We start from the raw sequence: 17,047 nt of genomic DNA on the forward strand, positions 1-17,047 counted from the left end.
GAGCCGGGAACGCGGGTACCTGAAACCCCGAGACTTGGGCTGCCCGCTGTCATCGCGGATGGCATCGCCGGGGACATCGCGAATGACACCGCGCCGTATTCGTGCTGGTGCACGCATCGCGCGGGACATCGTCAGGGACATCGCAGACCTGGAGATGGCACGGTTGCCCGTCGGCCGGCACCGAAGCGCCGAACGAACGGCCAGCCCAGCACGCCGCGTCAGCCTGCGCGCGCCACGACCATCCCGACGGCGGCCTCGGTCGCGTCGGCACGCCCGTCGCCACCATCGATGGCCAGGTTGACGGTGGTGTCGAACGCCAACGGGCTGACGAGGCTGTGCGCCAAGCCTCGGCGAAGCGCGTACGCACGAGCAGCGGCGGGCGACTCGAACGGCAGATGCACCGCCAACGCCCGCGTGCGGCCGGGGTCGGCGAAGCTCACCACCCCGAACAGACACCCCTCACTTTCGACGCCGGACACGGCGGTCTCAGCGGCGGGCTGCTCACTGAGGAGGACCTTCAAGAGCTGGTCGCCCGGCCAGTCCAACGCCCGGGACAAAGCGGCCAGGGTGTCAGTACGGGCGCGACGGCCGCCAGCCCCGCGCTGAAGGAGACGGATCGTCGCCACCGAGATCCCCGACACCTCGGCCAGCCGTTGTTGGCTCATCCGGCGGGCCGCCATCCGCTTGTTGAGCTCCGCAGCGACCGCGGCCCAGTCCTCACCGCCGGGCACGTCAGCGGCCAGCTCTCGGACGGCCACGCCCGCCGGGGCCGGCGTCACGCGGCCACCGCCGCTGGCAAGGCATCGGCAGGGACAGCAGCGGACCGCATGCTTGCGACCCGAAAACGGTCTGTCAGCTCCCACACGACCCGCAACTGCGCCGCCTGCGGCGTCACGACCGTGATCAGGTGCGGCAGAATGATCTCGCCGGCCTGCCACGCGCACCGCGGCCGAACCCCGCTGACCACGACCGGCACCGGACCAAGCCGGCCCGCCTCCCGCGCGCCGGCGAGCAGCCGACCCACCGCGAGCGCCAACCTCGTCAGCCCCGGCGAGACCAGCGGCGGACACGCCACCAGCACCCGCTCGCCGCCCATTGCCGCCAGCGACCGCGCCGCCGACTCCGCCGGGAACGGATGCGAGGCCACGAAGGCCGGCTCTATCTCGGGCAGCCGGTCGCAGACCACCCCCGGCCGCGCCGGCAACGGGAACGGCTTCAGGTCCACCGTGGCCAGGCCGCCTGGCCCGCCGTCCACATCGATCATCACCTGCATCGGGGACCTCCCGTTCCCGCGCCAGCGAGCCTGGCCGGGCCCGCCGCCAGGGATCGACGCCGGCCGACGGCAGGCCCGCACCGTCACCGTCGCCGCACCCGGCCCGCGCCCTTCCCAGCGACTCCTGCCCGCCGGCCATCCGACGCCAGGTCGACCCTGACGTAGTCATGCGGACGACGACCTTCGGCCTGCCGTCTTGGAGACGTCCGAGTGCCTTTCCAGGGACATCAGTACGCCGACTTGGCGACGTTTCGACACGCCGCGCAGCGGAGCCGTGACAGGACGTCCGAACATCCCGATCCTGGAGATGTCCGGATCCGCCCGATACCGAGGAGGCGCGGCATGACCCAGCCGCCCGCCCCCAGAACCCGTCTCGCCGAGCTTCTACGCGAACGGCACTGGACCGTCGACGACTTCGTCCGCGAGTTCAACCGCGCCGGCCGCCACTCCGGCCCGGACCGCCGCGACCACGCGATCAGTCACCGCCAAGCCACCCGCTGGCTATCCGGCCGCCTTCCCTCCCAGCCGCACCCGGCGTCGTGCCGCGTCCTGGAAGCGATGTTCAGCCTCGACGCCGCGAGCCTGTTGAATCCACCGACAGCCACGCCGGACCGTGACCTATCGGGCGACCCGGGTGACGATGAGAACGTCCCGCCGGCACCGCTGGAAGAGGTGAGTCCGACGCGTCGCCGAGATGTCCTGTCCGCCGGCGTACTGCTTACAGGCACCGCCGCCGTCGCCAGCCCAACAGAGCAGGCCGCGCGGATCTCCCGCGCGATCGCCGCGGCTACCCCCGACCCGCTCACCCTCGCGCAACTGCAGCACGGCATCCACGAGCTGACCACCCGCTACGCGCTCACCCCACACGCCGACCTCGTCGCCCCAATCGAACGCGCCTGGACCGACGCCGAAGCCCTCCTCGACACCCGGATCACCGGCCCCACCCGCACCGACCTCGAACTCGTCGCCGGTCAATACGCCTACTACCGCGGCCAACTCGCCTTCGACATGGGCGACAACAAAACCGCACTCACGTTCCTCGTGCTGGCCGCCCAGCACGCCCACGCTGTCGGCGACACTCTGCTCGCCGGCTCGGTCGCGGTGATGCGTTCCGCAGTGGCGTTCTTCGCCGGCGACTTCGCGGCGGCCGCGACCCTCGCCGGCCGAACCCTGCCCGGCGCCCACCCTTATGTCGTGCCCACCCTCGCCAGTTCTGTGGCCCGCTCGCTCGCCCAGACCGGCGACACCGAGGGAGCCCTCCAAGCACTGCGAACCATGCACGACAACATCTGGACCGGCCCATTCCTCCCCGGCCCCGAACCAGGTGACGAGGAGACCTATGAAGCCTTCAGCGCCGTTACCCTCGGCTACGTGGGCAGGGGCGAAGACGCCGAGCGTCACGGACTTCGCTCGCTCACGCTGCTCGCCGGTACAGGCCGGTTCGTCCAGCAGGCCGGCACACAACTCGCACTCGCCCGCGCCTTCCTGCGCCGCCAGACACCAGACCCCGAGCGGGCCGCTACAGCCGTTCAGGCTGCCCTGCGTGCGGCAGCCGGCAACAGTCATCCGCGCACCACATACCGCGCCGCAGCGATCTATCGCCACCTGACTGCCAACCCGGACTGGTCTCGCCTCTCGGTTGTATGCAACCTCGCAGCCCAACTGCCTGCCGGCCCGCGCGCTCTGCCCTCGACTTCGGTGATCTGAAACCTTCAGACGCGGCAGCCCCCGTGCTGCGACGGCTGCCCGGACTCGCTGGTAAGCAAAGAATCGCGCCCCGCACGCGAACGCCATCGGCTGTGAGATACCACAGGATCGATGCAGCGTGGACGGTATGGCAAAGAGCGTCGGCGGCCGACCCGAAATCAAGATCGTAGCGGGCCTTGGACCGGCCGTGTTCCCCAGGTCGGCACCGCCGCGTGGCACGCGACGACCTAGTCGTGGGACCGACCGCGGCCCATCGTGGATCTGTGGAAAGGAGGCATCTGGACCCGTGGATCTCGCTAGAATTGGCTCCGTTACCTAGCGTAAGGGTGGCCAATGACACCAAGTCACGGGGGTCCGTCGGACTGGCAGCGACGCCAGCAGGCTGCCGCGAGAGACGCGGAGCGCCAGCGCAAGGAGCAAATCCGCGCCAGGGCGAACGCCACAAAAGAGCGCGAGCAGGCTCGCCGGGAACAGCGTGCCGCGAAGGTCGCGCAGAAAAACGTGCGTCTGAACGAGACGGTTGACGAACTCCGCGAATTTCTGCGCCGCGGCCTCGACCGTTCCGCCCGGATCGACCTAGAACGAGATCGACGAACGCTGAAGGTAGAGCCGCTCAAGCTCGGAGGCATCGCTCAGCCCGTGCCTCAGCCGCGCTGGGAGGATTTCAAGCCGGCCGAACCATCGGCGCTTTCTCGCATGGCTGGTGGAGCGGCCCGCTATGAGCGTCGAACGGCCGAATCCAAGCAGAAGTTCGAAGAGGCCGAACGCCGAGCCAAGCAAGCCGAAGAAGCGCGATTGATACAAGTAAATGCCGCTCAAGTCGAGTACGCCGCACAGCTTACGAGCGAACGAGCCGAGGTTTCGAAGCACAACGCCGCGCTCAACAAGTACATGCAGGAGCTCAGCGAGCGAGAGCCGGCCAGCGTCGAAAGATACCTGCTGCGCGTACTGCGAGAGGCGCCACTCCCAGGCAATTTCCCCCGAAACGCGGAAGTATCCTTCAGTCGGCGCGCGGAACAAGCAGTAATCAGGTTCGAATTACCTCCACCAACTGTCGTTCCGACCGTGGCCGCGTATAAGTACCTGCCAACCAAGGATGAAGAACGCGAGACCCAGCGAAGCAAGTCTGATGTAGCCGACATATACCGAGGCGCAGTCAGCCAGACGGCGCTGCTCTGCTTGCGAGACCTCTTCGACTCTGATCCGTCGCTAAATTCTATAGGGTTCAATGGGCATGCCCATGTGATAAATCCCGCAACAGGCGTGCAAGAGTACCCGTGCTTCATCAGCTTGAACGTCGGGAGATCCGCGTTTCCTCGCGACGACAATCTCCGCAACGTCACGGCGGAAAAATGCGTTCGCCACCTTCGCGCAATCGTTTCAAATCATCCATACGAACTTGAGCCGATCGAACCGATCATCGACTTCGATCTGACCAAGTTTTCTTTCGTCGAAGGGCTGGATGCAGTCTCGACTCTCGACTCTCGCCCAGACCTGATGGACATGTCGTACACCAATTTCGAACATCTCGTGAGACAAATATTTGAGGCGCAGGGAGCTGAAGGCTGGACTACACAGCAGAGCAACGATGATGGCGTGGATGCTGTGATAGTTCAGCGTCGCGCCCTCATGGGTGGCCTAACGATAGTCCAGGCAAAGCACTACAGCAAAGTGATCGGAGTCAGCCACGTACGCGAACTTGCCGGTGCCATGGAAGAAAAGAAGGCTGGGTGGGGAATACTAATCACCACATCCTGGTTTACTTCGAACTGCTGGGACAAGGCGCGCGACCATGGCCGCATGGAGCTGATCGACGGAGAGAGGCTGATCTACCTGATCAAGGAATATCTCGGCAAGGACGTTCTAATCGGTATTCCAAACCGCCCTCGTCCTCGTCCCAACCCGTAGCCTCTACGCTGCCGCGTCGGTGCAGGTAAACGGGCTGCTACCGCGGCGAGGGCGTCAGTGCCGCACAGTCGAGGCAATTCCGGCGCGGCCCCACGGGTCGACTTGTCGTCCATCGCGCGTCAGTTCGCGCGGCGGTCGGCGAGCCGGCGGGCGGCGGACGCCATGCTCTGTTTCCAGGGCTGGGGGTCTGTTTCGGCGATCTCCGTCCACATCTGGGCAAGTGCTCCGGTGAAGGCGGTGACAGCCTCCGCGCGCGCGTCGCGCCAGCTGGAGAACTGTTCGCGGCCCCAGGCGTCCGCAGCGGCGGCCAAGTGGCCGGCGTCGATGAGCCTGATGAGGAGTGCGGCGGGGTCGGCCCAGGCGGGGCCGATGGTGGGCCAGGCCCAGTCGAGGAGCAGCGTCCGGTCGGCGCTGATGAGGATGTTGTCCGGGGCGAAGTCGGTGTGGAGCAGGTGGGTGCCGCGCAGGTGGTGGCGCTGCGTCGGCGGCACGTAGGCGGACCAGCGTTGCTCGACGGTCTTGATCGTCGGAACCTGCGGGCAGGGAAGGGCTGCGAGGTCGTTCAGGAGAGCCGCGACCCGCGGGAGGTCGGCCGATCCAGGCGTGTAGTCGGCGTGGCGCCCAGGGGCGTGTTCGAAGCAGAGCAGGCTCCAGCCTGCGGTTTCGAGGTCCCACAGCAGCCGTGGGGAGAGGGTGCGAACGGTCGGGTTGATGTCTCGTTCGCGCCGCTGCGAGCCGATCTGCGGATGGTCCAGCGGGATGCCCTTGACGAAGACCGGGCCGGCGGCAGTGTGCAGGGTCGCGGCGACCGCGGAGTTCACTCCGCCCGCCACCGAGGCGTGGGCAAGTACGGGCCCGATCTTGTCCTCGACCGCGGTCTGGACCTCGTCAGGCAGGTCAGCCCAGCCGATTCGCGCCATCGACACCGTTGTTGGATCCCTCTCGGTTCGCATGGTTCGGCCCGCCCGGGCGGCGCGGACGGGCGCCCGGGCGGGCCGGTTGATCGTCTCTAGTAGGGGTTGTTGTCGCCCGCGCTGCAGCTGCACATGTCCGACGCGGACAGTACGTCCAGGTCCTCGACGAGCTGCAGCTCGGTGCTGTCCTCGTCGACAGTGGCGGGACGTGGTCCGAGTTCGACCATCACGGCCGTCATGGTGTCACCTCCCTTCGGTGTGCTGGCAGTAGGCGGACGGGGATGCCGCCGCCTTGCGGTAGAGCGTCACGAGCGGCATGCAGGTACCGCAGGTGCCGCTGAGCGTGCAGCCCGAACAGCCGCCCTGACGGGCCAGCAGGCCGTCGGCGATGCCGCCGAGGCGGACGAGCCCGTCGACGCCCTCGGTCAGCAGGTCGACGTGCGGATCGCGGCCGACCTTGCAGATCGACGCCTTGCCGTGCGGGTCGACGTGGAAGAACGTGTGGCCGGCGTTGCAGCCGGTGAACGGCTTGCGTGCCCGCAGATGGGCACTGGACTGCGCGGGCAGTGTCTCGGCGCCGCCGTAGATCGTCGGGGAGATGTTCGTGTACTCATCGAACGGCAGCTCGTAGCCCTCCGCCAAGGCGCGCATCTCGTCGACCTCGTCGGCGTTGTGCCGGGCGACGATCAGGTTGAGGTGCAGCGGCAGACCGGCTTCATGCGCGGCGGCAATGCCTTGGCGGAACTTGCGGAAGGAGCCTGGGCGGCGGGTCAGGCCGTCGTAGCTCGTCTCGGTCGCGCCGTAGACGCTGACGACGATCTCGTAGGGCCGCGCCGAGGTGAACAGGTCGAGGATGGCGGGGTTCGCGAGCCTGAATCCGTTGGTGGAGATCGTGAGCATCATGCCCAGCTCGCTCGCGAGCCGGTAGACGTCCGGGAACAGTTTGTCTATCAGTGGCTCGCCGCCGGTCAGCTGCAGCCAGAGCACCCCGGCGTCCCGCAGCATGTGCAGCATCCGTTCCCGGTCCGGCCAGGCGAGACCCTCGAATCTTTTCAGGCCGAGGTAGCAGTGCTCGCAGTCGTAGTTGCAGCCGAGGTTCAGCTCGTAGGAGGCCCGGCCGAAGCCGTAGGCGGTCTCCCGCCGGACGAGTACCGCGTCGCGGACGCGTCGGCCGCCCAGGTCGACCTGCCAGGTCTGACGGGCGGCGACCGCCAGCCAGTCCGGGCAGATCAGGCCACCCGCAGACGCCTCCGCGAGTTCGGCGTACTGCTGTCGCGGAGCTTTGAAGCCCCGCCGGGAACCGGGGCGGACGAGAAGGAAATTGCCCAAGAACGGGCTCGCGATGACCTCGTGCATCCGGCTTCCTCCGTCTATGGCCAGGACAGCACGATGCGACTGTGCCGCCTGTCGATCACGCGGCCTGCGGGTAGCTGGCTGTCCTGGGTGTTTCTCGGGTGCAGGGTGACGCGGGGACCGGGTCCGTCGCGGTGGATGTCGTTCCAGTGGCGGACCTGTGCGGCGAACTCCTCTGCGAGCGTGGCGGCCTGCGGGCCGAAGCCATGGACTTCGAACCGGAACCAGTCGTGGTCGATCTTGTGCCCACCGAGGTAGGCGAGGGTGGTGCCGTCGACCGCGGCGTGGCCCATGCCGACCGGTGGCGGAATCAGGCCGGTCGTCTTCTCTTTGTCGACGGTGAGGTGGCAGTAGCCGTCGAAGGCGGTCGCCAGCCACAACTGCAACGTCTCGAACGACACCCGATTCGGAAAGATCACCCCCGTGTCGACATCAACCCGGGGCGTGCCCAGAACACCTGCCAGCTGGTCGGGATTGTCGGGAAGGTCGTCGTCGAAGACGAGCGTGATCCGTTCGCCGTCAAGCGCCAGGGTCGGTTTGTCGTGTGCGCTGGTTCCGCGCATCGGGACAAACCCGGAGTACAGCACCGACGTGCTCTCCAACCGGTCGCCGCGGAACTCGAAGGTGACGGTGCGGTTGAGCCCGCGCAGTCGCAACGGCACGACCAGCCGCCCACCTTCGACCAGCTGGTCGGTCCACGCGGGTGGTACGTCCCAGGCCTGGGCGGTGACCAGGACGACGTCGTAACGGGCCGACGTCGGTAGGCCGTCCTCGGCGTCGGCGAGGACGACCCGCACCTGGTCGTAGCCCGCGGCGGCCAGGCAGCGGCGGGCACGGTCGGTCACATCCGCGTCGATGTCCACGGTCGTCACGGCGCCGGCCGGGCCGACGAGCTCGGCCGTCAGCGCCGCGTTGTATCCGCCGGAGCCAATTTCCAGGCAACGCATTCCCGGGCCGACGCGGGCAGACTCGAGCATCCTGGCCTGCAGCCAGGGAGCGGACACCGAGCTGAGCGTCACCCCTTGATCGTCCAGCTTCGTCCGCACGATGTGATCGGCGTACGCGGCCTCCAGCGACACCTCCGGGGCGAACAGATGCCGCGGCACCGCGCGGAAAGCCGCCTCCACCACAGGCGTTGTGATCATCCCGTCCGCGAGTAGCTTGCCAACCAACGCCCTGCGGGCCTCCCCCGCCCCTTGCTCGTCATCCAGGACATCGACGCTCTCAGCCATTCCAGCCATGCACGTCCTCCCTTCCACTGGCATGGTTCCGCCGGGGATTGCCGAGAGGAAGGAGTTCGCTGTCCGGCGCTGTCCGCGGACACCAACGGACACCCGTCGCGATGGTGGCCGTGGCGCATCGCCGGGATGATGGCGGAATGGAGACCTTCGGCGAGGCCCTGCGCCGCTGGCGAGGCGAACTACCAATCCGTGAACTGGCCCGCCGGGCGCACTGCGGAAAATCCCACATCTCGACACTCGAAAGCGGCCGCAGCTTCCCCAGCCTGCGCATCGCCGCGGCGCTCGACAAGACGCTGAACGCCGGCGGCGAACTCGTCGAACTCGCGGGCAGACCCCCAGCCGCAGACGCCACGGACATCAGCACGTCCGTCGCCAGCCCCGCCCTGGCAGCGGGGCCGGTCACCGCCCGATCCGTCGATCCGGCGGTGACCGGCTACTTCGAATCCCAGCTCGAAGGGCACTACCGGGCCGACATGTTGCTCGGCCCGCGCGACCTCATCCGCATCGTCGCGACCCAGTTCGAACTCATCGACCGGCTGGCCCGCGCCGCCGCCGCGGACATCCGCCGAGACCTCCTGCGTATCGGCACCGCCTACGCCGCCCTCGTCGGCTGGCTCTACCAGGACGCTGGCGACCTCGCCGCCTCAGCCTTCTGGCGCGGCATCGCCCAGGAGTTCGCCCTGCGCTCCCGCGACCCGCACCTCACCGCCTACGCGCTGATCAACCACGCGTCGGTCCGCACCGACCTCGGCGACGGCGCGGGCGTACTCGATCTGTGCGACGCCGCCCTCGCCACGAGCGACACCCTCACGCCCAAGGTCCGACTCATGACGTTGCAGCAGCGGGCACACGGCGCTTCGCTACTTGGCGACCGCGTCACCGTCGACACCCTGCTCGACACCGCGAACACCCTCACCGACCGCCTCGACGACGACCTGCCCTGGGGCAACGCCTGCCGCCGCACCCCCGGATACCTTCAGATCCAACGCGCCACCTGCTACGGCCGCCTCGGTCTCGCCCACGAAGCCGCAGCACTCTGGGCGCAACTCCTCATGGACATCCCAAGCACCGCCCGCCGCGACCACGGCGTCTACCTCACCCGCTTCGCCACCGCCTGCGCCCAGGCAGGCCAACCCGACCAGGCTGTCCACCTCGCCCGCCAGGTCGTCCCCATCGCCGCCGAGACCGGATCCGCACGGCTACGACGAGAACTCACCGCCCTCCGCCACGGCATGCGGCCATGGAAAGATGCCCGCATCGCCACCGACCTCGCCGAGGTCCTCGCCGCAACGGAGGCGTGACCATGTCCGACGTGCCTGCCCTGCTCACCGACGACGAGATCACCACCCAGCTCGCGGACCATCCCGGCTGGACCCGGACCGGCGACGAAATCACCCGCACGTTCCGGCTCCGTTACCACGGCTCCGTCGCACTGATCGTCCACGTCGCCGACGTCGAACGCCTCATCGGCCACCACGCCGACATCGACCTACGCTGGGACACCATCCGCTTCGCCATCACCACCCACGACGCCGGCCACCGCCTCACCGCCGCCGACTTCGACCTCGCCACTCGCATCGACGCCATCGCCACCGCCCACGGCGCTTCGCCCATCTAACTCAGCAGAACGCCCTGAGTCCCAACGATTCTCAGCTGGTGGCCAAGAGGGAGCCGTTCGCCAGGATCGGCGGACAGCAGGCCCGCAGGCTGAGCGGTAGGCCTATCCATCCGGGCCACTAAATGCGAGCGGAACTCGGGTGATGATGTCCCAGTGATAGGACCTGCCTGCACGGCGTAGCTCAACCAGCGCGACAGCGTCCACTCGGACCGTCGCCGGGGGCAGGCGGCGTAGCCTCGCTACTTCGGAGACGATCGGCTGGGCCTCGTTGGCCCCGTTGCTGTAGGCGATGCCGATGTGTGGCCGAAACCCGGCAGACCCGGCGGCGAGCCGAGAAGGGCCGAGTACGACGCCCGTGACGTCGAGAACAGCCTCGCGGACCGCGATAACTGGCTTCCACGGCTGGACGCTGAAACGGACGGCACCCGGCGACCCCGCCAGTGGACCGACCGTCAGCGTGAAAGCAGAGAAGGACGCGAGGCGCCGATGTGTCTCCAGGACGGCCGCGTCGAGGTCAGCCAGGGTGATCTGGTCAGTGAACGCGAGGCGTTGCAGCGTGAGGTGCAACCCGTCGGCCGGGACCGGGTCAAGAACGGACAGGTGAAGCCGCTCCTGGCAGCGCGCCGCAAGGGCGTGCAGCTCCGGGGCTTCTTCAAAGGTCAGCATCCAGTGGTAGGAGCGGCGGCCCGGTGTCCAGCCGGGACGGTCCCAATGATCAACAAGCCGACTGAGCCTCGCGAACCGATCCCAGTCCTCGGCGACCTCGGAAGCCATATCCGCATATTCCGTCACCCGGCAATTCTTACCTGCCGAGACATAGAATGTGTCGGCGTTCACGACCACGGCAACTCGCCCGCCTACCTTGAAACCAGCTGCCTAACCGCCAGACGGACAAAAGGACGCGCGTGCATCCCCTCGCCGCCGAGGCCAGCCTCGCCGACCTGCAGCGCTACGTCGCCGCGATGGAAGTCGAACGAGGTTTCAGCGACCAATCCGTCTACGAGCAGACCTGGCGCCTTCTGGAGGAGGCGGGCGAACTCGCCCGCGCCGTTCGCAAGAACAACGGGCAACGCACTTTGACGGGCGAGCTGATCGGCAGCGTCGACGAGGAACTCGTCGACGTCCTCATCTTCGCCTGCTCGATCGCCAACCGCCTCGGCATCGACCTCACCGACGCCATCCGGGCGAAAGAAGCCCACAACGAGACCCGTACCTGGCCCGCCACGCCACGGGAGGCCTCCACGGCAGGCTCGTGACGACGCCGGACTGTCCGCGCCAGCCGTCAAGCTGTCAGCCGGCCGGATAACCCCAGGTCCGAAGTGTCCTCGCTCCGTGCCGGTCTCATCTCGGCACCGCCTCCACTTCTCCAGAGGAATAGCCAGATGATCGAAAACGTCCTGTTGATCACAGGGAACGAAGGCAAGGCCGCCGAGTACGCCACCCTCCTGGGCATCGACGTGCAGGCCGTCAAGCAGGACCTGATCGAGATCCAGTCCCTCGACGTTACGGCCGTCGTCGAACGGAAGGTCGCCGACGCCTACGCCAAGGTGCACGGCCCCGTACTCGTCGATGACACCGGCCTGACGGTGAACGCCTGGAATGGCCTGCCCGGCGCGCTCGTCGCCTGGTTCCTCGGCTCAGTCGGTACCCAGGGCATCCTCGACATGGCCGCCGGCCTGGCTGACCGGGCCGCGACCGTCACCGCCGCCCTCGGCTACGCCGACGCGAACGGCATCCGGGTTGTCACCGGCACCCTCCAGGGCACGCTCGCCACGGAACGGCGTGGCACGGGCGGCTTCGGCTACGACGAGATCTTCATCCCCGCCGGCGGGGATCTGACCTTTGCGGAGATGTCCAGCGAGCAGAAGAATCTCGTCTCCCACCGCCGACTCGCGGTCGACGCCCTGCGCGCCGAACTCGGGCTCTCTGGCGCCTGAGGGGCATCACACCGCATCGCGACAGGCACGGTGACATGTGATCCTGCGACGAGAGTTATCCAGCCGCCGGGCCTGATAGGCCGGTGATGCGACCGGCTTGGTGTCTCGCGATGCCTTCGGCGATGCGTTCCGGAGCGGCCGGCTTTCAGCGGTGTCATGCCCGGTGACCGGCGCGGTGTGCTCCGAGGTGCGCGTCCGCGACCGCCCCGCCGGCAGGAGACCTACGCCAAGATCCTCAGGAGTCCTGCTCGGCTGGTGGCTCGGGACGTTGGATGTATGCGGCGAGGCTGGCCAGCGCATCGTCGCGTGCGTGCTCGGCAGTCTGGCGAGTGGCCTCTGACCGTGCGGCGCGGTCGATGGCGTCGCGGGCTTCGGCGCGTGCCGCGTCGAGGAGGGTGATGGCCTGATCGGCGCGGGCCTGCTGCGCGGCGGCGGTTTCTCGGGCGGCGGCGAGGAGCTGTTCGGTGGTGGCGGCCCGTAGCTGTGCGAGTTCGCCGGCCTGGCGGGCGGCGGCTTCGTCTTCCCGGGCCGTGAGGAGTTGCCGGTCGGCATCCATACGGGCCCGGTTCGCCTTGTCCCGGCTCGCTTCGGCGGCGGTCATGCGCTCCGTTGTCCGATCGAGATCGGTTTGTAGGTGCGCCCGCTCGGTCTCGGCGATCTCGGCTCGGTGAACAGCCGCTTCTGCCGTGCGTTGGGCCTGATCGCGGTCGGCGAAGGCGGCGTCCCGGTCGGCGTCGGCGAGCTGCACGCGTCGCATCGCCTCGGCTGCGCGTTCGTCGGAGGCCTGCGCCCGGAGGGTCTGCTGAGCGGCTCGCTCGGTCGCGGCGGCGGCTTCCCGGCGTGCGTCCGCAGCGTCCGCGCGGACCCGTTCGAGCTCGGCCTGCATCTCGGCCGCGGCGTCCTCGGCGGTGAGCCGGGCCTGCTGCTCGGCGGCCAGGGCGACCTCGGCGTCCGCGACCGTCTTGAGCGCCTCGGCGCGGACCGCGGCGAGTTCCGCGGCAACCGCTTCCGGGTCCGTCGCGGTCCCCAGCAGTGCCCGGGCCGCACCGGCTGCCGCCTCGAATTCGGCGAGCAACTCCGCGAGACGGTCGACCGTGACCCGCAGCGACACGGCGGCCAGGCTCGCCGGCCGGCCGGCCTGTCCCGCTGTCTCGGCCGGGGCAGCGCTGGCGGGCTTGCGTGCCCGGCGGGCACGGAACGCGGTCTGCGCCGTGTGATCCTCGCGCACGCAGTACCGCGGCGCCGGCCCGCCCGTCGCCGGCGGTGCTGCCGCCGGTTCCTCGCATCCCGGGTAGGCGCATACCTCCCGGCTCGCTTCGACCATTCGTTCGTTCATTCGTCGATGATATGTACGGACATCGCCCGAGGCGCCGAGTCGTCCACAGCCGCGCCTACGCCGGGCTCGATCCGCCGAACACGGGCACCGTGGCTGGCCCTCTCCTGGCATCACGGCGTTCTGGGGCATCAGCGTGCGGAAGCCCGACATCCCTGCTGTCCTCGCCAAGGGCATCGCTGAAGCCTCCCGATTGCCTCGCCGACAGGGATGTGCTCGCTGATGGCGTGCTCGTGCACGCAGGCGTTCGGGTGAGTCCCCGGTGACGCGGTGATCGTGGCGGTGACGTCGGCGGTGGGCCGAATGGCGTCGATGCGGTGCCCGATGGCGTCCAGAAGGCCCGGGGCGATGACAGCGATTCGGAACGTGCGTTTCCATGACCACGATCCGGCCAAACGCGGGCGTCGGTACCGGCCGGCCCGCAAGGGCGCCACGATCTGATCGATCAGCAACAGGCAATGATCAGCGAGTTCTACTGACCCTCGACCAGGTCCTCGCCGAGCTCGGCGGTCCGGACTCGCCGCTGCCCCGATCGACCTGGCGTGACTGGCAGGCCAAGGGAACCGGTCCAAAGGTCATCAAGCTGCCCAACGGGCAGATCCGGGTAGCCCGCGACGACCTGAACGCCTGGCTCGACCGCCTGACCCGCGACCCGAGCGCCCCATGAACCGCGACGCGGTCGGGACAAGCCCCAGCAACGAGGAACGCCGAACGACCTTCGACGTCCGGGTCTGGTCACTCCGCGAGGTCCCGCAGAAGAAGGGCACAAGCTGGCAGGTCCGGTGGCAGGTCGCCGGCCGGCCGAGCGCGAACACCCGTAACTTCGCGTCGAAATTCGCTGCAGACTCACGGCGCGCCGAAATTCTGACCTCGGTCCGCAAGGGCGAAGCGTTCGACGTCGAGTCCGGCCTGCCGCTCTCGGAATGGCGAGCGCTGCCGAAGCCTGCGCCGGTACCGGCGCAGGTGCGGACGTGGCTCACGGTGGCGCGCGAGTTCGCCGACGCGAAATGGGCCGAGCATCAGGCGCCAGGCACTCGACGCACGATCGCCACGACGCTCGGCATCGTCACCCCTGCCCTTTTCGACGAGCGGCCGCCGGCCTCGCTCGCCGATTTGGTCCGCGAGTCCCTGGTCGGCTGGGTGTTCCTCACCGGGAGACGCACCACGCTGGGACCGGACGGCCGATTCGTCGAGAACGAACCGCCGGCCCAGTGGACCAACGTGCTCGCCTGGATGGAAGCGCACAGCCGACCCGTCGCCGACCTCGCCAACGCCGACATCGTCCGAGCCGCGCTGCGGGCGCTGTCGCACCGCCAGGACGGCAAACAGGCCGCACCGAATACGATCAGCTCCCGACGCATGTACTTCAGCCAGGCCCTGAGCTTCGCTGTCACCCGCGGCGATCTTGAGACCAACCCGCTGCCGAGCGTCCAGTGGACCCCACCGCGCAAGATCGTCGTCGTCGACCGGCGGGCTGTTGTCGACTACCGCCGGGCGCAACGGCTGCTGGCCGCGGTCGCCGAGATCCGCCCCGACCTCGAAGCCTGGTTCGCCTGCATCTACTACGCGGCGACCAGGCCCGGCGAGACCAACGAGCTGAACATCAACCAGCTCGTACTTCCCAAGACCGGCTGGGGCGAGGCCGCGCTCGAACGCAACAACCCCGAGATCTCCCCGCGCTGGTCCGACGAGCCCGACAAACCCCGCCAGGCCCGCCAGCTCAAACACCGCGAGAAGGGCGAAGTCCGGCCTGTCCCGCTCCACCCGAACCTGGTCGCTCTGCTACGCCGGCACATCGAGGAATTCGGCACAACGCCCGATGGCCGGATCTTCCGATCGACGACCGGCGGCCCCGTCAGGATGTCGACCTACCTCACCATCTGGCGCAGGGCTCGCCAGCAGGCACTCACCCCGGCCGAGGCCGCATCGCCGCTCGCCCGCCGACCCTACGACCTGCGGCACGCCGCGGTGTCGCGCTGGCTGAACGCCGGCGTGCCGCCCACCCAGGTCGCCGAATGGGCCGGGCACAGCGTCCGAGTCCTTCTCACCGTCTACGCGAAGTGCATCGTCGGCGAGGAACAGCGCGCCCTCCGCCTCATCGACGCCTCGTTCGCCGCCGAGCAGGACGACGCCGAGCCACCGGAGACCCCGGCGGCCACGCTCAGCGACGACCCGGCTGATCATGATCGGGTCCATGCCGAGTCCACAGACACCCGGCCAGAGCTGCCTCTAGCCGGCCGCGACCGGACACCCAGCGTCACCGACGCTGCTCCCGTCACCGAGCTTCCCGACGACGATTTCGGCCTCTGACCCGACAAACGCGCCGCCTGTTCACTCTTCGGCAGCTGACGGGACATAACTACCCGCTGTATCTGGACACGCCAGACCTCCAGCAGCCGCATCGGCGTCTCCGCCGGCGCAGCCCAGCCCTCGCGCGCGACGCCGTGCACGCTCTGTTGCCTGCCGGAAACACCGCCATGTCAACCCACACCGATGATCGACGCCTTCAACTACGAGCGCGCTGACGATGCCGCCCGCGGTGACCCCAAGGATGCCGGGACCGCACAGGCTGAAGGGTTGCCTCGACCTGCTCCGCCCTGAGGTACGTCGGTACCCTGCTGCCGGAGGCGGGGAGGCCATGACAGTCATGGGACCGAGCCGTCAGGCGCCGTTGAAGGTCGACCCGGCGACCGATGAGCTGATCTCGCAGGCGGCGCACTTCTTCGACATGTCGAAGAAGGACCTCGTCGCTGAAGCGGTCAAGGTCTACGTAGAGCAGCGCCGCGAGGAGATCGGTCGAGGAATGATCGCCTCCATGCAGGTCCTCGGCGGTTACCTCTCGGCGAGCGTCTCGGCGCTGACCGGGCTTTCCCCGGATCGGATCGAGCACCTGGGCGGCGCCGGAGACTGGGAGACCTGACCTCCATGCCCGTCCGATGCCCGGGCGGCTATTACCCCGGAGCACTGTTATAGCCGACTGCGCCTCACCCAGAAGTATTCGCCAAGGGGCGCGCGCCTCGCTCGACCGGGCGACGCTCCGCATTGTGAAGGCACCGACCGCAGGCGCTCGTTCCGGTAGAAATTCACACGGCCGCGTTGACGATTGATTGCAGAGCGATTCCGGTCCATCCGCGGGCGACAGGCTCGGCTTGAGCATTGCTGACGATGGTGCCACGGCCGCCCGGATGATAATGTAGACCGGTGTAACGTACTGTTTGATACCGCCCACCCTCGCGGGAAAGCTCGACGATGTTCCCGGTGCCAGGTGCATCGACGAGCTTCTTGTATGCCTGCGCACTGGCCTCGTCAGGCATCTCTACCCAGGAGATAGCGATGAGCACCGTGTCGCCTTTCCGATTCTTCAGCTCAAGCTGTGCTCGGTAAAGATCCGTGCACGGCTGTCGCTCGAAGAACGTCTGTACCAGACCGTAGGCGTGCTCGGCGCACGTAGCACCGTCATGCTCCAGTCGGCCATTGCCGTGCAGGCCTCTACGGGCGAGTTTGGTCTCGATAGACTGGAGGTCTTCCGTGCTGATCTCCAGGGTGGGACGCTCCGCGGATCCCCGTGAATTTCCTCGACCAGCTCTGTCTGCAGAAGTCGACGAGCCACCCGCGGTTCCGCTGGCCGTGACTGTGCCCGTCGTGGTGATCCCACCGACAGCTACCGCTACAGCCACCGTCACAGTGACGGCGACCCCCGGCCGACCCGCCCGTTCACTTCCCCCGTCGGGCCCACCTATTCGCCTGCCAGCCATGCTGACCC

Annotated in this window: 18 protein-coding genes; 9 read left to right on the forward strand and 9 right to left on the reverse strand. The window is 68.2% G+C overall.

The window, feature by feature from the left end; translation table 11 throughout:
• Positions 1 to 218 precede the first annotated feature (218 nt).
• Both FRCN3DRAFT_RS57495 and FRCN3DRAFT_RS56605 read right to left on the reverse strand, forming a co-directional pair.
• Positions 219 to 779 carry a helix-turn-helix domain-containing protein gene (locus FRCN3DRAFT_RS57495; protein ID WP_007514899.1) on the reverse strand — a complete coding sequence of 187 codons (561 nt, stop codon included), beginning with the start codon at positions 777 to 779 and terminating at the stop codon, positions 219 to 221.
• Positions 776 to 1,264 carry a hypothetical protein gene (locus tag FRCN3DRAFT_RS56605; RefSeq protein ID WP_232794177.1) on the reverse strand — a complete coding sequence of 163 codons (489 nt, stop codon included), beginning with the start codon at positions 1,262 to 1,264 and terminating at the stop codon, positions 776 to 778. The genes FRCN3DRAFT_RS57495 and FRCN3DRAFT_RS56605 overlap by 4 nt, the downstream gene beginning before the upstream one ends.
• Positions 1,265 to 1,615: 351 nt before the next feature.
• Between FRCN3DRAFT_RS56605 and FRCN3DRAFT_RS46740 the strand changes: the two genes are divergently transcribed.
• Together FRCN3DRAFT_RS46740 and FRCN3DRAFT_RS51965 are read left to right on the forward strand one after the other, a co-directional pair.
• Positions 1,616 to 2,980 carry an NsdA family TPR-like regulatory protein gene (locus FRCN3DRAFT_RS46740; RefSeq protein ID WP_007514901.1) on the forward strand — a complete coding sequence of 455 codons (1,365 nt, stop codon included), beginning with the start codon at positions 1,616 to 1,618 and terminating at the stop codon, positions 2,978 to 2,980.
• 333 nt (positions 2,981 to 3,313) lie between these two features.
• Positions 3,314 to 4,888: a restriction endonuclease gene (locus tag FRCN3DRAFT_RS51965; RefSeq protein ID WP_007514902.1), complete on the forward strand. Its 1,575-nt coding sequence runs from the start codon at positions 3,314 to 3,316 to the stop codon at positions 4,886 to 4,888.
• 119 nt (positions 4,889 to 5,007) lie between these two features.
• Here the strand turns inward: FRCN3DRAFT_RS51965 and FRCN3DRAFT_RS0228075 are convergent, their stop codons facing one another.
• From FRCN3DRAFT_RS0228075 to fxlM, 4 genes are all read right to left on the reverse strand, one after another.
• Entirely contained in the window at positions 5,008 to 5,808 is an 801-nt protein-coding gene (locus FRCN3DRAFT_RS0228075) for a phosphotransferase (RefSeq protein WP_232794319.1), read from the reverse strand.
• 89 nt (positions 5,809 to 5,897) lie between these two features.
• A complete protein-coding gene (locus FRCN3DRAFT_RS55420) occupies positions 5,898 to 6,041 on the reverse strand; it encodes a hypothetical protein (protein ID WP_007514905.1) in 144 nt (47 codons plus the stop codon).
• 4 nt (positions 6,042 to 6,045) lie between these two features.
• The gene (locus FRCN3DRAFT_RS0228085; RefSeq protein WP_007514906.1) at positions 6,046 to 7,158 is read right to left on the reverse strand and encodes a radical SAM protein; all 1,113 of its coding nucleotides are present in this window, start codon (positions 7,156 to 7,158) and stop codon (positions 6,046 to 6,048) included.
• A 14-nt stretch (positions 7,159 to 7,172) separates the two neighbouring features.
• Positions 7,173 to 8,396 (reverse strand): methyltransferase, FxLD system, encoded by a 1,224-nt coding sequence (gene fxlM / locus FRCN3DRAFT_RS0228090; protein ID WP_007514908.1) that lies wholly within the window; start codon positions 8,394 to 8,396, stop codon positions 7,173 to 7,175.
• 137 nt (positions 8,397 to 8,533) lie between these two features.
• Between fxlM and FRCN3DRAFT_RS57235 the strand changes: the two genes are divergently transcribed.
• Positions 8,534 to 9,697 (forward strand): helix-turn-helix domain-containing protein, encoded by a 1,164-nt coding sequence (locus FRCN3DRAFT_RS57235; protein ID WP_158072960.1) that lies wholly within the window; start codon positions 8,534 to 8,536, stop codon positions 9,695 to 9,697.
• Positions 9,698 to 9,699: 2 nt separating this feature from the next.
• Positions 9,700 to 10,014: a 4a-hydroxytetrahydrobiopterin dehydratase gene (locus FRCN3DRAFT_RS0228100; RefSeq protein WP_007514910.1), complete on the forward strand. Its 315-nt coding sequence runs from the start codon at positions 9,700 to 9,702 to the stop codon at positions 10,012 to 10,014.
• A 102-nt stretch (positions 10,015 to 10,116) separates the two neighbouring features.
• Here FRCN3DRAFT_RS0228100 and FRCN3DRAFT_RS0228105 read toward each other — a convergent pair whose 3' ends face one another.
• Positions 10,117 to 10,857, reverse strand: a complete 741-nt coding sequence (locus tag FRCN3DRAFT_RS0228105) for a 2'-5' RNA ligase family protein (protein ID WP_007514911.1) — start codon at positions 10,855 to 10,857, stop codon at positions 10,117 to 10,119.
• Between the two features lie 62 nt (positions 10,858 to 10,919).
• Between FRCN3DRAFT_RS0228105 and FRCN3DRAFT_RS0228110 the strand changes: the two genes are divergently transcribed.
• Entirely contained in the window at positions 10,920 to 11,270 is a 351-nt protein-coding gene (locus FRCN3DRAFT_RS0228110) for a MazG nucleotide pyrophosphohydrolase domain-containing protein (protein WP_007514912.1), read from the forward strand.
• Positions 11,271 to 11,396: 126 nt separating this feature from the next.
• Positions 11,397 to 11,951, forward strand: coding sequence for a non-canonical purine NTP pyrophosphatase (locus tag FRCN3DRAFT_RS0228115; RefSeq protein WP_007514913.1), 555 nt, complete (start codon positions 11,397 to 11,399; stop codon positions 11,949 to 11,951).
• Between the two features lie 235 nt (positions 11,952 to 12,186).
• Here FRCN3DRAFT_RS0228115 and FRCN3DRAFT_RS0228120 read toward each other — a convergent pair whose 3' ends face one another.
• On the reverse strand, positions 12,187 to 13,287 hold the full coding sequence (locus FRCN3DRAFT_RS0228120; protein WP_198536045.1) for a coiled-coil domain-containing protein: 1,101 nt from the start codon (positions 13,285 to 13,287) through the stop codon (positions 12,187 to 12,189).
• 373 nt (positions 13,288 to 13,660) lie between these two features.
• On the opposite strand from FRCN3DRAFT_RS0228120, the gene FRCN3DRAFT_RS0228125 reads away from it, so the two are divergent.
• From FRCN3DRAFT_RS0228125 to FRCN3DRAFT_RS0228135, 3 genes are all read left to right on the forward strand, one after another.
• On the forward strand, positions 13,661 to 13,951 hold the full coding sequence (locus FRCN3DRAFT_RS0228125; RefSeq protein WP_007514915.1) for a helix-turn-helix transcriptional regulator: 291 nt from the start codon (positions 13,661 to 13,663) through the stop codon (positions 13,949 to 13,951).
• Positions 13,948 to 15,594, forward strand: coding sequence for a tyrosine-type recombinase/integrase (locus FRCN3DRAFT_RS0228130; RefSeq protein WP_007514916.1), 1,647 nt, complete (start codon positions 13,948 to 13,950; stop codon positions 15,592 to 15,594). Before FRCN3DRAFT_RS0228125 ends, FRCN3DRAFT_RS0228130 begins: the two co-directional genes overlap by 4 nt.
• A gap of 328 nt (positions 15,595 to 15,922) precedes the next feature.
• Positions 15,923 to 16,204, forward strand: coding sequence for a hypothetical protein (locus tag FRCN3DRAFT_RS0228135; RefSeq protein WP_007514917.1), 282 nt, complete (start codon positions 15,923 to 15,925; stop codon positions 16,202 to 16,204).
• 163 nt (positions 16,205 to 16,367) lie between these two features.
• On the opposite strand, the gene FRCN3DRAFT_RS54365 is transcribed toward FRCN3DRAFT_RS0228135, so the two are convergent.
• Positions 16,368 to 16,625 carry a hypothetical protein gene (locus FRCN3DRAFT_RS54365; protein WP_007514919.1) on the reverse strand — a complete coding sequence of 86 codons (258 nt, stop codon included), beginning with the start codon at positions 16,623 to 16,625 and terminating at the stop codon, positions 16,368 to 16,370.
• Between the last annotated feature and the right edge of the window lie 422 nt (positions 16,626 to 17,047).

It is taken from the genome of Pseudofrankia saprophytica, from assembly GCF_000235425.2.
Classification (GTDB): domain Bacteria; phylum Actinomycetota; class Actinomycetes; order Frankiales; family Frankiaceae; genus Pseudofrankia; species Pseudofrankia saprophytica.

Bases quoted from the DNA above. Each gene is read 5' to 3' on its own strand.
- FRCN3DRAFT_RS56605 (WP_232794177.1), bottom strand. From the start codon at position 1,264: ATGATCGATGTGGACGGCGGGCCAGGCGGCCTGGCCACGGTGGACCTG.
- FRCN3DRAFT_RS46740 (WP_007514901.1), top strand. From the start codon at position 1,616: ATGACCCAGCCGCCCGCCCCCAGAACCCGTCTCGCCGAGCTTCTACGC.
- FRCN3DRAFT_RS51965 (WP_007514902.1), top strand. From the start codon at position 3,314: ATGACACCAAGTCACGGGGGTCCGTCGGACTGGCAGCGACGCCAGCAG.
- FRCN3DRAFT_RS0228075 (WP_232794319.1), bottom strand. From the start codon at position 5,808: ATGGCGCGAATCGGCTGGGCTGACCTGCCTGACGAGGTCCAGACCGCG.
- FRCN3DRAFT_RS55420 (WP_007514905.1), bottom strand. From the start codon at position 6,041: ATGACGGCCGTGATGGTCGAACTCGGACCACGTCCCGCCACTGTCGAC.
- FRCN3DRAFT_RS0228085 (WP_007514906.1), bottom strand. From the start codon at position 7,158: ATGCACGAGGTCATCGCGAGCCCGTTCTTGGGCAATTTCCTTCTCGTC.
- fxlM (WP_007514908.1), bottom strand. From the start codon at position 8,396: ATGGCTGGAATGGCTGAGAGCGTCGATGTCCTGGATGACGAGCAAGGG.
- FRCN3DRAFT_RS57235 (WP_158072960.1), top strand. From the start codon at position 8,534: ATGGAGACCTTCGGCGAGGCCCTGCGCCGCTGGCGAGGCGAACTACCA.
- FRCN3DRAFT_RS0228100 (WP_007514910.1), top strand. From the start codon at position 9,700: ATGTCCGACGTGCCTGCCCTGCTCACCGACGACGAGATCACCACCCAG.
- FRCN3DRAFT_RS0228115 (WP_007514913.1), top strand. From the start codon at position 11,397: ATGATCGAAAACGTCCTGTTGATCACAGGGAACGAAGGCAAGGCCGCC.
- FRCN3DRAFT_RS0228120 (WP_198536045.1), bottom strand. From the start codon at position 13,287: ATGAACGAACGAATGGTCGAAGCGAGCCGGGAGGTATGCGCCTACCCG.
- FRCN3DRAFT_RS0228125 (WP_007514915.1), top strand. From the start codon at position 13,661: ATGACCACGATCCGGCCAAACGCGGGCGTCGGTACCGGCCGGCCCGCA.
- FRCN3DRAFT_RS0228130 (WP_007514916.1), top strand. From the start codon at position 13,948: ATGAACCGCGACGCGGTCGGGACAAGCCCCAGCAACGAGGAACGCCGA.
- FRCN3DRAFT_RS0228135 (WP_007514917.1), top strand. From the start codon at position 15,923: ATGACAGTCATGGGACCGAGCCGTCAGGCGCCGTTGAAGGTCGACCCG.